The 12,808-nt window shown below is 63.9% G+C and carries 13 protein-coding genes; 8 read left to right on the top strand and 5 right to left on the bottom strand.

The genetic code is table 11. The features are described 5' to 3' along the window. Window positions 1-370: 370 nt before the first annotated feature. The 3 genes from BRA1253DRAFT_RS17715 (at window position 371) to BRA1253DRAFT_RS17725 (ending at window position 2,299) form a co-directional block, all read left to right on the top strand. The gene (locus BRA1253DRAFT_RS17715) at window positions 371-1,570 is read left to right on the top strand and encodes a molybdopterin-dependent oxidoreductase (protein ID WP_007596517.1); all 1,200 of its coding nucleotides are present in this window, start codon (window positions 371-373) and stop codon (window positions 1,568-1,570) included. Window positions 1,571-1,581: 11 nt separating this feature from the next. Next, entirely contained in the window at window positions 1,582-1,890 is a 309-nt protein-coding gene (locus BRA1253DRAFT_RS17720) for a hypothetical protein (RefSeq protein ID WP_007596518.1), read from the top strand. Between the two features lie 208 nt (window positions 1,891-2,098). Next, window positions 2,099-2,299, top strand: coding sequence for a cold-shock protein (locus BRA1253DRAFT_RS17725; RefSeq protein WP_007596519.1), 201 nt, complete (start codon window positions 2,099-2,101; stop codon window positions 2,297-2,299). Window positions 2,300-2,469: 170 nt separating this feature from the next. On the opposite strand, the gene BRA1253DRAFT_RS17730 is transcribed toward BRA1253DRAFT_RS17725, so the two are convergent. After that, complete coding sequence (locus tag BRA1253DRAFT_RS17730) at window positions 2,470-2,931, bottom strand: Lrp/AsnC ligand binding domain-containing protein (protein WP_007596520.1); 462 nt, start codon at window positions 2,929-2,931, stop codon at window positions 2,470-2,472. Between the two features lie 114 nt (window positions 2,932-3,045). Here BRA1253DRAFT_RS17730 and putA point away from each other — a divergent pair, with 114 nt between their 5' ends. The 3 genes from putA to BRA1253DRAFT_RS17745 all read left to right on the top strand — a co-directional run bounded on the left by putA (window position 3,046) and on the right by BRA1253DRAFT_RS17745 (window position 8,164). Continuing rightward, window positions 3,046-6,045, top strand: a complete 3,000-nt coding sequence (putA, locus tag BRA1253DRAFT_RS17735; protein WP_007596522.1) for a bifunctional proline dehydrogenase/L-glutamate gamma-semialdehyde dehydrogenase PutA — start codon at window positions 3,046-3,048, stop codon at window positions 6,043-6,045. A gap of 114 nt (window positions 6,046-6,159) precedes the next feature. Next, window positions 6,160-7,365 carry a CaiB/BaiF CoA-transferase family protein gene (locus tag BRA1253DRAFT_RS17740; RefSeq protein WP_007596524.1) on the top strand — a complete coding sequence of 402 codons (1,206 nt, stop codon included), beginning with the start codon at window positions 6,160-6,162 and terminating at the stop codon, window positions 7,363-7,365. A gap of 151 nt (window positions 7,366-7,516) precedes the next feature. Next, complete coding sequence (locus BRA1253DRAFT_RS17745; RefSeq protein ID WP_007596526.1) at window positions 7,517-8,164, top strand: glutathione S-transferase family protein; 648 nt, start codon at window positions 7,517-7,519, stop codon at window positions 8,162-8,164. 9 nt (window positions 8,165-8,173) lie between these two features. Here BRA1253DRAFT_RS17745 and BRA1253DRAFT_RS44490 read toward each other — a convergent pair whose 3' ends face one another. From BRA1253DRAFT_RS44490 to BRA1253DRAFT_RS17755, 3 genes are all read right to left on the bottom strand, one after another. Beyond that, window positions 8,174-8,338: a hypothetical protein gene (locus BRA1253DRAFT_RS44490; protein ID WP_007596528.1), complete on the bottom strand. Its 165-nt coding sequence runs from the start codon at window positions 8,336-8,338 to the stop codon at window positions 8,174-8,176. A gap of 28 nt (window positions 8,339-8,366) precedes the next feature. Then, on the bottom strand, window positions 8,367-9,914 hold the full coding sequence (locus BRA1253DRAFT_RS17750; RefSeq protein ID WP_007596529.1) for a hypothetical protein: 1,548 nt from the start codon (window positions 9,912-9,914) through the stop codon (window positions 8,367-8,369). A 94-nt stretch (window positions 9,915-10,008) separates the two neighbouring features. Beyond that, complete coding sequence (locus tag BRA1253DRAFT_RS17755) at window positions 10,009-10,989, bottom strand: hypothetical protein (protein ID WP_007596530.1); 981 nt, start codon at window positions 10,987-10,989, stop codon at window positions 10,009-10,011. A gap of 288 nt (window positions 10,990-11,277) precedes the next feature. Between BRA1253DRAFT_RS17755 and BRA1253DRAFT_RS17760 the strand changes: the two genes are divergently transcribed. Together BRA1253DRAFT_RS17760 and BRA1253DRAFT_RS17765 are read left to right on the top strand one after the other, a co-directional pair. Continuing rightward, entirely contained in the window at window positions 11,278-11,649 is a 372-nt protein-coding gene (locus BRA1253DRAFT_RS17760; protein ID WP_027520234.1) for a Crp/Fnr family transcriptional regulator, read from the top strand. After that, the gene (locus tag BRA1253DRAFT_RS17765) at window positions 11,646-12,458 is read left to right on the top strand and encodes an MBL fold metallo-hydrolase (protein ID WP_007596531.1); all 813 of its coding nucleotides are present in this window, start codon (window positions 11,646-11,648) and stop codon (window positions 12,456-12,458) included. Before BRA1253DRAFT_RS17760 ends, BRA1253DRAFT_RS17765 begins: the two co-directional genes overlap by 4 nt. Before the next feature lie 115 nt (window positions 12,459-12,573). Here the strand turns inward: BRA1253DRAFT_RS17765 and BRA1253DRAFT_RS17770 are convergent. Further along, the coding region (locus BRA1253DRAFT_RS17770) for an IS3 family transposase (protein WP_007596532.1) at window positions 12,574-12,808 on the bottom strand (235 nt) is incomplete at its 5' end.

Below are 12,808 nucleotides of genomic sequence, written 5' to 3' on the forward strand. Positions count from 1 at the left end.
CCCAATCCACCAGTTCGCCAATCCGCCTCAGGACCGCACCCCCTTTGCCCCGCCGCGACGCCAACGCATCTGCGAAGCTCGGTTGCCCCACCTGCCGATATGCCATCCCCAGATCCTCTTCAGATGTCTCTTAGAGAATCGCAGATTCGCGATTTACGCAAAGCCCTCGCAAGCGGGCGAGGTGCACCGAGCCTGCGTCGAGATCGAGTTATCCAACGAAAAACATCGCGGCGTAACACCGGCTTGCTGCAACGCAACGGCATGGGCCTGCTGCGAAAGCACGAATTGACTTCAACTGAGTCGTTGCGACACATGAGCGCGAGATTGCGGTGATGACCGCGATCAACGAAAAGCTCCGGGAGGAGACCACATGTTCGATCGACGCGACCTGCTCAAAGGAGCGGGCCTTGCCGCTGCTGTGACTGCACTGAACCCGACCAAGGCGCTGGCACTCGACACCGTCACCCTGCCCTTCGCCAATGGCGAACGTCCCTTGGTAAAATATCCGCAGAAGCGGCCGATGATCGGCCTGACCAGCCGCCCGCCGCAGCTCGAGACGCCGTTCGCGGTCTTCAACGACGGCCCGATCACCCCGAATAACGCGTTCTTCGTGCGCTATCACCTTTCCGACCTGCCCTACAGTCTCGACCCCGACAAGTTCACGCTCGAGGTCAAGGGCAAGGTCGACAAGGCGCTCAAGCTGTCGCTGAAGGACATCCGGAAGATGAAGGCGACCGAGATCGTCGCCGTCAACCAGTGCTCCGGCAACAGCCGCGGCTTCCTGGATCCGCGCGTGGCCGGCGGCCAGCTTGCCAACGGCGCGATGGGCAATGCGCGCTGGCGCGGCGTGCCGCTGAAGGCGGTGCTGGCGATGGCGGGCGTGCAGAGCGGCGCCAAGCAGGTCACCTTCAACGGCATGGACGGTCCGGTCAGCGACAAGACGCCCGATTTCGTCAAGGCGCTCGATATCGATCACGCCAGCGACGGCGAGGTGATGCTGGCCTATGGCATGAACGGCGAAGACCTGCCGTTCCTCAACGGCTTTCCGCTGCGCCTGATCGTGCCCGGCTATTTCGGCACCTACTGGGTCAAGCACCTCAACGAGATCACCGTCGTCGACAATGTCTATGACGGCTTCTGGATGAAGTCGGCCTATCGCATTCCGGACACCCCGAACAATGCGGTCGAGCCGGGCACCGCGCCGAAGGCGACGATCCCGATCAACCGCTTCACGATCCGTTCCTTCATCACCAGCGTCCCCGACGGCGCCAAGCTGAAAGCAGGCGGCACGACGCTGCGCGGCATCGCCTTCGACGGCGGCAAGGGTATCAAGGAGGTCGCGGTCTCCACCGACGGTGGCAAGACCTGGACCAACGCCAAGCTCGGCAAGGACCTTGGCAAATACTCGTTCCGTGAATGGACGCTGCCGGTGAAGCTCGCGGCGGGCTCTCACGAGCTCAAGGTGCGCGCCACCGGCAATGGCGGCGAAACCCAGCCGGATACGCCGCGCTGGAATCCGGCGGGTTACTTGCGCAACGTCGTCGAAACCGTCCGCGTCACCGTGGCTTGAGGGGAATGATCATGCAGCGCACCGTTTTCCTCGCCATCACGCTCGCCCTCGCCGCCGTGGTGGGTTCGGCACTTGCGGCACCGGTCAATTACAAGACCCCCGATGAGGTCGCGGCGTTCAAGCCCGGCCCCAATCTCGAAGTCGTGCAGGGCAATTGCAGCGCCTGCCACTCCGCCGACTACATCAACACGCAGCCGCCGATGAAGGACAAGAAAGCTTTCTGGCAGGCCGAGGTGACCAAGATGATCAAGGTCTATGGCGCCCCGATCGACGATGCCGATGTCGGCAAGATCGTCGATTATCTGGCCGCGACTTATTGACGGATGGCGCGCGGCGCGCGGACCAAGTGACCGCGAAACGGGCAAATCCGGCAAAAACGCTGCGAAGTTGAGCGGAATTCGGCGAAATGCCGATGTGGTTTGAGCTACCAAGCCAGCCACATTCCGCGTATCGTATTAGGACCGAACCGGCCGGTTGGCGGGGACTGGCGGTTCGAGATCTCGGAGGAAGACCCGCGGAGAAGTCGTGATGGCTAAAGGTACGGTCAAGTGGTTCAACCCGACGAAGGGTTATGGATTTATCCAGCCTGCGTCGGGCGGCAAGGATGTGTTCGTGCATATCTCGGCAGTGCAGAAAGCCGGTCTGTCGTCCCTGAACGAAGGACAGACGGTGGAATATGAAGAGATCGCAAACCGAGGCAAAAGCTCCGCAGAGAACCTCAAAGTATAAGCCCGCCGGCTGTTGCTAACTCCCGGATCGATCCGGGAGCGGGGCCAAGAAATTTCAGAAGACGGTCAGTGCATTCGACGACAGGCGTTGCGATTGCACACGGAGAACTATTTGTCCCGCGAAGACCGCCCGTTCGACGCCACAGCAATGACAATCGCGACGGCACTTCGTTAGTCCACCGGCAACGGTGCGTCGCGCTTGATCTCTTCCATCACCGCATAGGTTCGCGTTTCGCGCACGCCGGGCATCGACAGCAAGGTCTCGCCGAGGAAGCGCCGATACGCGGTCATGTCTGCCAGCCGCGCCTTCACAAGATAGTCGAAGCCGCCGGCAACCATGTGACACTCCAGCACTTCGGGCGCGAGCTTCACCGCGCGGGCAAAACGCTCGAAATTGTCGGGCGTGGTCTTGTCGAGCAGCACTTCGACGAACACCAGGAGCCCGAGGCCGAGCCGGTGCGGGTTGAGCCGCGCGCCATAGCCCTCGATAAAGCCCTCTCGCTGCAAACGCTTCAGCCGTTCGCCGATCGAGGTGGGCGATAGCCCGATGCGTTCCGCGAGCTCGACATTGGCGATTCGCCCGTCCTGCTGCAAAATCGAGAGGATTTTCCGGTCGGTTCGATCTAATTCCATACTTTATGAGGCCAAATGGCTATGAGGATTCATTTCCTAAGCCAAATCAGCTAAATTGTCTATCGAGCTAAGGTATCGCGGGCATTATCCTGGATTGAAGCCACAGGACACGCCATGCCGAACATTCCGCCTCTCTTCTCCGCCGCCTACGCGCCCGATGATGCCGATATCGCCGCGCGCCTTTTGCCGTCCGCGCATCTCGGCCCGCCGCAGGAGGCGAGGATCGATCGCACCGCGACACGGCTGATCGAAGCCATCCGCAAGCGCGACGACCGGCTCGGTGGAGTCGAGGACATGCTGCGGGAGTTCGCGCTCTCGACCAAGGAGGGGCTTGCTTTGATGGTGCTGGCCGAGGCGCTGCTGCGCGTGCCGGACGCGCGCACTGCCGACCAGTTCATCGAGGACAAGCTCGGCGAGGGCGACTTCATCCACCACGAGACCAAGTCCACCGCCTTCCTGGTCAACGCCTCGGCCTGGGCACTCGGCCTGTCGGCCCGGGTGATCCAGCCCGGCGAGACCCCCGACGGCACCATCGGCCGTCTCGTGAAGCGGCTGGGCGCACCCGCCGTGCGCACCGCCACGCGTCAGGCGATGCGGCTGATGGGCAATCATTTCGTGCTGGGGGAGACCATCGCGCAGGCCCTGGAGCGGGCCCGGCCGCGCTCCGGCGAGAGGGCGCGCTATTCCTTCGACATGCTCGGCGAAGGCGCTCGCACGGCCACTGATGCCAGGCGCTATTTCGACGCCTATGCCAGCGCGATTCTGACCATCGGCAAGGCGGCCGGCAACCATCCCCTGCCCGACCGGCCCGGTATCTCCGTCAAGCTCTCGGCGCTGCATCCGCGCTTCGAAGCGATCAGCCGCGACCGCGTGATGGCTGAGCTGGTGCCGCAACTGCTGGACCTGGCGCAGCGCGCCAAGGCCCATGACCTCAATTTCACCGTCGATGCCGAGGAAGCCGACCGGCTGGAATTGTCGCTCGACGTGATCGCGGCAACGCTCGCCGATCCCTCGCTTGCGGGTTGGGACGGATTTGGCCTTGCGATCCAGGCCTATCAGAAGCGCGCCGGCGACGTGATCGACTATGTCGACGCGCTCGCCCGCGCGCATGACCGCAAGCTGATGGTGCGGCTGGTCAAGGGCGCCTATTGGGACACCGAGATCAAGCGCGCGCAGGAGCGCGGGCTCGACGGCTATCCCGTGTTCACGCGCAAGGCGATGACGGATCTGAACTACGTTGCCTGCGCTCAAAAGCTCTTGAGTCTGCGGCCACGCATCTTCCCGCAATTCGCCACCCACAACGCGCTGAGCGTCGCGACGGTGCTGGAGCTTGCCGGCGCCAACGGCGGCTTCGAATTCCAACGCCTGCATGGCATGGGCGAGGCACTCTACGAGCAGCTCGCCAAGGACCGCCCCGAGATCGCCTACCGCACCTACGCCCCGGTCGGCAGCCATCGCGACCTGCTCGCTTATCTGGTGCGGCGACTGTTGGAGAACGGTGCCAACTCCTCCTTCGTGGCGCAGGCGGCTGACTACCGCGTGCCTGTTACGGCGCTGTTGCAACGTCCGGCGGATGCCATCGTCCGGCCGCAGCAGGCGGCCCATCCGAAAATTCCGCTGCCACGCGATCTGTTCGCGCCGGAGCGGCGGAATTCGCGCGGCGTCGAATTCGGCGCGCGCGCCGCGCTCGACCGGTTGCTGACGGATGTCAAAGCCGAGACGATCGACCTCAAGCCGATCGCGAACGCAACGCCGGATCAGGCCAATGCGGCAGTGGCTGCAGCGCGCGCCGGCTTTGCCGCCTGGAGCCGGACACCCGCAGCCACGCGCGCGGCGGCGCTGGAGCAGGCCGCGCATCTTCTGGAGAACCGCGCGCCCCATTTCATCGCGCTGCTGCAACGCGAGGGCGGCAAGACGCTCGACGATGCGCTGTCGGAGCTGCGCGAGGCCGCCGATTTCTGCCGCTATTACGCCGCGCAGGGCCGCAAGCTGTTCGGCAACGATGTGGCGATGCCGGGGCCGACCGGCGAGAGCAACGCGCTGGCCATGCGCGGCCGTGGCGTCTTCGTGGCGATCTCGCCATGGAATTTTCCGTTGGCGATCTTCCTCGGCCAGGTCACGGCGGCGCTGATGGCCGGCAACAGCGTGGTGGCCAAGCCCGCAGAGCAGACCCCGCGCATTGCGGTCGAGGCGGTGCGGCTGCTGCACGAGGCCGGCATCCCCGCAAGCGCGCTGCATCTCGTCGCCGGCGACGGCCGCGTCGGCGCCGCGCTGACGGCGCACCCCGGTATCGCCGGAATCGTCTTCACCGGCTCGACCGAGGTCGCGCGCAGCATCAATCGGGCGCTGGCGGCCAAGGACGGGCCGATCGTGCCGCTGATCGCGGAGACCGGCGGCATCAACACCATGATCGCGGATGCGACTGCGTTGCCCGAGCAGGTCGCAGACGATGTCGTCACCTCGGCGTTTCGTTCCGCCGGCCAGCGCTGCTCGGCGCTGCGGCTGCTGTTCGTGCAGGAGGACGTCGCCGACCGCATGATCGAGATGATCGCGGGCGCGGCGCGCGAGTTGAAGATCGGTGACGCGAGCGACGTCGCGACCCATATCGGTCCGGTGATCGATAGCGAGGCCAAGCAGCGCCTCGATGCACATATCGCACGGATGAAGAGAGAGGCACGGCTGCACTTTGCCGGCACCGCGCCGGAGGGCTGCTTCGTGGCGCCGCATATTTTCGAGCTTGGCGATGCCGGCCAGCTGACCTCGGAGGTGTTCGGCCCGATCCTCCACGTTGCGCGCTATCGTGCGGAACATCTCGAACGCGTCCTGCAAGCCATCGAGCGCACCGGCTACGGTCTGACGCTCGGCATCCATTCCCGCATCGACGACACCATCGAGGCGATCGTCGACCGCGTCCAGATCGGCAACATCTACGTCAATCGCAACATGATCGGCGCTGTCGTCGGCGTGCAGCCGTTCGGCGGCAACGGCCTGTCCGGAACCGGCCCGAAAGCCGGCGGCCCGCACTACCTCGCGCGCTTTGCGACCGAGCAGACCGTGACGATCAACACCGCAGCAGCCGGCGGCAACGCTGCCCTGCTCGCAGGGGATGAGTGAGCCGCGGCGAGGAGCGTTGCATCCCGCCGAAACATCGGTCTAATGCTGCCCCTGACGTGGCCCTCGCCAATTCCAGCGCGCGGGAAACAACACGAGCGAGGGAGCAACGCGGCGATGGAAAATGGCATTTTTGCAGGGCTCAAGGTGCTGGATTGCGCGAGCTTCATCGCAGCACCAGCCGCCGCGACCGTGCTGTCGGATTTCGGCGCCGATGTGGTCAAGATCGAACCGCCCGGCGCAGGCGATCCCTACCGCAACCTGCCCAACATTCCGGGATATCCGACCAGTGAGCACAATTTCGCCTGGCTGCTGGAGGCCCGCAACAAGAAGAGCATCGCGCTCGACCTCGCCAAGCCGGAAGCGCAGGCCGTGCTCTACAAGCTGGTGGAAGAGGCCGACGTCTTCATCACCAACATGCCGCCGCCGGTGCGCGCCAAGCTCGGCATCACCTATGACCACCTCGCCCATCTCAACGACCGGCTGATCTACGCCTCCTTCACCGGCTATGGCGAAAAGGGCGAAGAGGCCAACAAGCCCGGCTTCGACAGCAACGCCTATTGGGCCCGCTCCGGCCTGATGGACCTCGTCCGCGCCGACACCGACACGACACCGGCCCGCTCGGTCGCCGGCATGGGCGACCATCCCTGCGCCATGGCGTTCTACGGCGCCATCGTCACCGCGCTGTACCAGCGCGAGAAGACCGGCAAGGGCTCGCATGTCGCCTCCAATTTGATGGCGAACGGCGTGTGGGCTGCCAGCGTGCTGGCGCAGGCAAAGCTCTGCGGCGCCAAGTTTGCCGAGCGGCGGCCGCGCGAACGCGCGTTGAACGCGGTCGCCAACCACTACCAGTGCAAGGATGGCCGCTGGCTGATCCTGTCGCTGCTGAGCGAGGAGAAGCAGTTTCCGACGCTGGCCAGGTGTCTTGGCCGCGAAGACCTCATCACCGATCCGCGTTTCGCCACCAAACCCGACCGCCACGCCCGCTCCGTCGAGCTGATCAAGATCTTCGACGAGACCTTTGCAACCAGGGATCTCGCGGAATGGCGCAAGATCCTCGACGGCAACGGACTCGTGTTCGGCATCGTCGGTATTTTGGACGACATCCCGAACGACAAGCAGATGCTCGACAACGACGTTCTGGTGCCGTTCGAGAACGACACCATGCTCACCATTTCCAGCCCGATCTGGATCGACGGCGCCAAGAAAGTGCAGCCGCGCAAGCCCCCCGGCGTCGGCGAGCACAGTGACGAGATTTTGCGTGGCGCGGGATACGACGAGGCGGCGATCAAGCGGCTGCGGTCGCAGGGGGCGGTGGGGTAAGGCGATACGCTGCCATAACCCCGTCATTGCGAGCGCAGCAAAGCAATCCAGAATCCCGCCGCGGATGCATTGCTGGATTGCTTCGCTACGCTCGCAATGACGACGTCGGGAGATCGCGGTATAACAATTGGCAAAGCAATCGCGAGGTCCCATGCCCAGCTACCGCCTGCACTACTTCCCCGAATCCGGCAACAGCTACAAGCTGGCGCTGATGCTGACGCTTTGCGGCGAGGGGTTCGAGCCGGTCTGGACCGACTTTGGCGGCGGCGTCACGCGCACGCCGGAATGGCGCAAGAGCGTGAACGAGATGGGCGAAATTCCTGTGCTCGAGGTCGACGGTGTGAAGATGACGCAGACTGCGCCCCTCCTGCTCAAGCTTGCCGAGCAGTACGGGCGTTTCGGTGCCGAGACCGAGGAGGAAAAGTTCGAGCTGCTGCGCTGGCTGTTCTGGGACAACCACAAGCTCACCGGCTACATGGCGACCTATCGCTTCATGCGCGCCTTCACGCAAAGCAACGATCCGCAGGTGCTGAAACATTTTCGCAGGCGGCTCGAGGATTTTCTCGGCATTCTCGACGGCCATCTCCAGCGCAATGAATTTGCGATCGGCATCAGGCCGACCGTCGCCGATATCTCGATGATGGCCTATCTGCACTATCCGAGCGACGAGCACGGCTTCGATTTCGCGGAAAGCTATCCCGCCATCCAGGCCTGGCTTGGCCGCATGGCCGCACTGCCCGGGTGGAAGCCGGCCTACGAGCTGCTGCCCGGCAAGCGCATGACGAACTACGCGAAGTGAGTGCGCCGACTACTTCAGCGCGAGCCAGCCGAGCGTGAACAGGATTCCGCCGATGATGACGACGACCGCGACGGCCCAGGTGCTGACGCGGATGCTGCCGGTGACCTGCTTGGCCTCTTCATTCTGCGCAATCTCGCGATTGCGCTCTTTGTTGGCTTCGCTGGAGTCCGTCATAGGGTCATCCAAACCGGTTCGAGACAGCCTAACGCGTCTTGATGAAGCACATGCCGATGCGGCGCGAGGCCGCGGCAGCCTGACAGGTCAGCCCTTTAGCACAGCTCCATGACGTAAAACTCTTGTCGGCCGATCCCGATCCTGCATTTTCCAGGGAACAATGCGCGCCCCAGCCGTCCTGATATTCGGTCCCCGCCAGCTCAGTGCTGCCGCGGGTCTGCGGCCGGCTGGCAAATCCGCGTGAGAAATCAGGACGTTTGCCCGCGGCCATCGCGGTCAGGATGTCGCGGCGGCGGATCTGGTCGCCAAGAAAATGCGGCGAGGCCGGCACGATGGTCGCATTGGACGGCTTGTCCGTAAGCCAATCGACGCCCGGGAAATGAAAGCCGCCGATGCCGCGGGTCTGGTGGCAGCCGGCACAGGTGACGTCGTTGAGGCGGCGCTGGAAGCCCGCGACCGAGCGGACGTTCTGCATGTCGCCGCGCGCGGCCGCTTGCTTCAACGCACCGACCACGTCGTTGTCGGAGAAGACCGGCTCGCCTTGCCCCTCTCCGTTGCCCTCCCCCTGCATCATCCCGAACTCCGGCTGCAAAGGAGAAGCATCGAGGCCGGCTGGCGTCGGCACGATTGCAGCCTTGGCCAGGAATTTCTCCGGGATCAGCACCGTGCCGCGATCGAAATCGCGAAGATGATCGGGCGCGAGCAGCCAATCCCTGAAGTCGCGCCGGAGCGCGTCGTCCGTGAGGATGCGGTCACGGTCGATCTGGTTCTCCAGCGTCGATTCCTCGAACATCTTCGAGACGGCGTCGTACTTGAACACCTTGAGCAGATAGTCGGAGCGGAAATCGTGCAGCGCCGATTTCGCCGCAACCGAGATCTGAACATTGGTCTCGATGCGATCGAGCATCGCATCGTAAGGGAAGAAGTCGCTGCCGATCAGCCCCTGCCAGTCGCCATTGCCGAGCCAGCGTCGCGCGACCTCGGCGCAGGTGATCGGCTTGCCGTTCCCGTCCATCTGGCGCGCGTCGCGCGCCTTCATCACCAGATTGAGCGTCATCGGCAGCCGCGTGGCTGTCCTGCCGCCATCCGGTTTTGTCTCGAAACGCGCGAGACGATAGATCAGCCTGATCTCGCCGCAGGAGTCCTCCGAGACATAGGCCCGGTCCATGCGGTTGACGATGCCGGCCAGCACGAAACGGGTGTCGCGGGATTTCAGATTGGCGCGATCGAACAATTGCACGTCGAAGCCCTCGCCGACGCCGATGGTCTCGGTCGGATATGCCGCCTTCTGCCGCGCGATGTAGCGGTCGATCTCCGTGTCGATTGCGGGGCGAATTTCCTTGAGCTGCGACAACCACGAAAACATCAGATCGGTCGTCAGCGGAAAGTTCGCGTTCCGCTCCGGCCACAACAGGCGCGAGATGGTGAGCGCATCGTGCTGGTCGAGCTCGCGCAGGAGATCGGGATCGGTGATCGCCGTGCCGCGCGCCAGTTGCGCGTTCTCCGCGGCCAACAACGACACGATGCCGCCGAAAAATACGGCGGCGGCAACGAGAATTCGCAAGGCGCGGCTCATGCCTCAGGTAACACCGCGCAGGGACGGCTATTCAAGCAAAAAGGCGCTTCACATCGTGGTGAAGCGCCTCTTCGAAAGTCGGATGATGAGCCGCTCAGCGCGCGACGATCAGCCCTTTGCTGGTGACGACCACCCAGCGGCCGTCCTGACGGCGGATTGCATCGACACGGCCGACGCCGGGGATGGGGTCGCCGGCATAGACCTCGTAGAGGCCATTGCGACCCTCGACCAGTGCGCCGCCGTTGGAGACGTCGCGCAGCACCCAGCCTTCGACCGTCGGCAGCCGGCCGATTTCGGTCTTGGGTGCGGCGGGAACTGGCGCAGCTGCCGCGGTCGCAACCTGCGCCGGTGCGATCGAGCCGGTGGTCTCACGGGCCGGCACGGCGGCTGCGGCCTGGGCGGGCGCCGCGGGCGGGGTGGCGCGGAGCTTGTCGACGGTCTCGGACAGTTTCGCGATTTTGGCCATCGGCTCGGCCTGCGCCTTCTCGAGCTTGTCGAGGCGGTCGTTGGTGCGGTTGAACTGGCCGAGGCCGGTCTTGGACGTGTGCTCGACGTTGGCCTTGAGCGCGACGACATCGGCATCGATCCGGGCGACCGAGGATTCCAGCGCGCTGGTGTCGGCAACCTGTGCCGGCGCGGGGCTTGCGAAGTGCATCATCCCTGCGGTCGCGAGCGCGCCGCTGATGGCGCCGACACTGGCCGCAATCGCCACCACCGCGGCCATCGCCGACAGGCGGCGCTTGCCGGCGGTCTCGCGCGGCTCGTCTGCTTTCACATGCGGCGCGAACTCCTCGCGGTCCCAGGACCGCTCCGCGGGTGCCATGACGATGAGCTTGCCGGGCTTTGGCTCGGACTTGGTTTCAGGCTTGGTCTCGGCTTTGGCTTCGAACTTCGGCGTCTCGATCCTCGATGCCTCGATTTTTGGGGGCTCGACCTTGGCCAGGTCGGGTTTGGGCGGCGTCTCGTGGTCGGGGGCAATCGAGGGGGCCTCGATGCCGGCAGCAGCCTCGATGGCCTGCGGCACGGTCGCTGCGGCTTCGACGACGCCAGTATCCTGGGCGGCCTGCTCGGGCATTGGTTCGCTCACGGCTCAAATACTCCAGTCTCGGTTGACCTTTTGGTAACTTTCATTGCTTGCGAATTCCTTACCTGCGGACCCGCTTACCAAAATTTTAGGAATTCATCCGGGGCCGAATTGGGCCGGGAAAGTGGAACCGATGTGGCGCTGTGCAACAAATTGTCAGCCGATGCTGCCCTGCGGTAGGCCACGCTCTCGCCGAACAGGCTGTTGCCCGCCCCTGTTACCCCGCTAACATGACTGCCTGTCAGCCAGAACGGCTGCAGTAGGCCCTTGGGGGGTGTCATGACGATCGAGAAGTGCATCAACGAGTTTGGCGTCGATGACATCATCTTCGAGGAGGGCTCGACCGGCCGCGAGCTGTACGTTGTCCTCGACGGGGAGGTCGAGATCGCCAAATTCAGCGGCGCCAGCAAGACCAGCATCATCAAACTCGGCAAGGGCGAATTCTTCGGCGAGATGGCCGTGATCGACGGCTCCGCACGTTCGGCGACCGCGATCGCGGCGGCGCCGAACACCAAGGTGATGAGGGTCAACCACGCCCGCTTCGTCTATCTCGTCAGCCAGCAGCCGGCGTTTGCGCTGATGGTGATGGACGCGCTGTCGAAGCGCCTGCGCGCCGCCAACGCGGTCAGCTACCGGGCGGCCCAATCATGAGCGACGGCAAGCCGACGGCCTTTCCGGTCCTGATGAAGAACGACACCTGCTCGCTGATCCAGGCGGCGGACGACGTCTACCAGATCCGTTTCTCCAATCGCGCCGCCAACGTCTATCTCGTGCGCGGCTCGGCGCGAACCATCCTGATCGATACCGGGCTATCCTCGAACTATGCGGCGATGGTCGAATGCCTGAACTTCGTCGGCTGCCCGCCGGAGAAGATCGACATGGTGGTGCTCAGCCACGAGCATCTCGACCACATCGGCGCAGCCTGGCACTTCAACGAGCGCCGCACCTTCGTCGCCGCCCATCGCCTCGCCGCCAACAAGATCATGCTGCGCGACGACTTCTCGATGCTGCGAAAGATGTTCAACGAGCCGAACGTGCCTGTTAATATCGACATCTGGCTCGAGGAAGGCAATCTGATCGACCTCGGCAATTTCCGTCTCAACGTGATGCACACGCCGGGACACACCTCGGCCTGCATCACGCTGTTCGATCAGGACAAGGGGCTATTGTTCGCCGCCGATACGCTCATGCCCGGCGGCGTGATGGGCGGCGTGTTCGGCTCCGGCAGCATCGCCGACTACATCGAGTCGCTGGAGCGGCTGAAGGGATTGAACGCGAGGATCCTGCTGTCCGGGCACGGGCGGCTGTCGGACGCGCCACAGGAAGACGTGCGTATCGCCATTGCGCGGTCGCACGGCTTGCTGGAGGACACCGCACAATTGTTCGAAGCGCTGGATGCGCGCTCGAACTTCGAGCCGATCATGCAGTCGGTGCGGGATCTGAACAAGCTGGACGATTAAGGGACGTGCGGCTGCGTGTGCCTCTTTGCGAAAGAAGCACGGCGCTTCAACATCGTCATTGCGAGCACAGCGAAGCAATCCAGAGTTGATCTTCCCCCAAAAAAGTGGACATGGATCAAGCCGATTTTAGCTCCATCTCGACCGGGCTGATATAGCCGATGGCCGAGTGTCTTCGGGTCTGATTGTAGAAGCCTTCGACGTAAGCGAAGATGTCGCGCTCGGCTTCATTGCGGGTCTCATATTGACGGTGATGGATCAGTTCGGTCTTGAGGGTGTGGAAGAAGCTTTCCATCGGGGCATTGTCGTAGCAGTCGGCTCTGCGGCTCATTGAAGGCCGGAAGCCGGCGGCT

This window comes from Bradyrhizobium sp. WSM1253 (assembly GCF_000244935.1).
Classification (GTDB): Bacteria; Pseudomonadota; Alphaproteobacteria; order Rhizobiales; family Xanthobacteraceae; genus Bradyrhizobium; species Bradyrhizobium canariense.